The sequence below is a fragment of the Streptomyces sp. NPDC016562 genome, from assembly GCF_043076955.1.
Taxonomy (GTDB): domain Bacteria; phylum Actinomycetota; class Actinomycetes; order Streptomycetales; family Streptomycetaceae; genus Streptomyces.
Window position 1 is genome coordinate 1 of the sequence record NZ_JBIBRZ010000014.1, and the last position, 1,204, is coordinate 1,204.

1 rRNA gene is annotated in these 1,204 nt (G+C 56.1%); it reads left to right on the forward strand.

The annotated features are described in order from the left end of the window. Positions 1–1,173, forward strand: a 23S ribosomal RNA gene (locus ACF059_RS32115); the annotation flags it as partial. Positions 1,174–1,204 lie beyond the last annotated feature (31 nt).

Below are 1,204 nucleotides of genomic sequence, written 5' to 3' on the forward strand. Positions count from 1 at the left end.
TGAGCTGGGGGTGGCCGCAGAGACCAGCGAGAAGCGACTGTTTACTAAAAACACAGGTCCGTGCGAAGCCGTAAGGCGATGTATACGGACTGACGCCTGCCCGGTGCTGGAACGTTAAGGGGACCGGTTAGTGACCTTTCGGGGTTGCGAAGCTGAGAACTTAAGCGCCAGTAAACGGCGGTGGTAACTATAACCATCCTAAGGTAGCGAAATTCCTTGTCGGGTAAGTTCCGACCTGCACGAATGGCGTAACGACTTCTCGACTGTCTCAACCATAGGCCCGGTGAAATTGCACTACGAGTAAAGATGCTCGTTTCGCGCAGCAGGACGGAAAGACCCCGGGACCTTTACTACAGTTTGATATTGGTGTTCGGTTCGGCTTGTGTAGGATAGGTGGGAGACTTTGAAGCCGTGACGCCAGTCATGGTGGAGTCGCCGTTGAAATACCACTCTGGTCGTGCTGGATGTCTAACCTCGGTCCGTGATCCGGATCAGGGACAGTGTCTGATGGGTAGTTTAACTGGGGCGGTTGCCTCCCAAAGGGTAACGGAGGCGCCCAAAGGTTCCCTCAGCCTGGTTGGCAATCAGGTGTTGAGTGTAAGTGCACAAGGGAGCTTGACTGTGAGACCGACGGGTCGAGCAGGGACGAAAGTCGGGACTAGTGATCCGGCGGTGGCTTGTGGAAGCGCCGTCGCTCAACGGATAAAAGGTACCCCGGGGATAACAGGCTGATCTTCCCCAAGAGTCCATATCGACGGGATGGTTTGGCACCTCGATGTCGGCTCGTCGCATCCTGGGGCTGGAGTCGGTCCCAAGGGTTGGGCTGTTCGCCCATTAAAGCGGTACGCGAGCTGGGTTTAGAACGTCGTGAGACAGTTCGGTCCCTATCCGCTGTGCGCGTAGGAATATTGAGAAGGGCTGTCCCTAGTACGAGAGGACCGGGACGGACGAACCTCTGGTGTGCCAGTTGTCCTGCCAAGGGCATGGCTGGTTGGCTACGTTCGGGAGGGATAACCGCTGAAAGCATCTAAGCGGGAAGCCTGCTTCAAGATGAGTATTCCCACCTCCTTGAGAGGGTAAGGCTCCCAGTAGACGACTGGGTTGATAGGCCAGATGTGGAAGCCCGGTAACGGGTGAAGCTGACTGGTACTAATAGGCCGAGGGCTTGTCCTCAGTTGCTCGCGTCCACTGTGTTAGTTCTGAA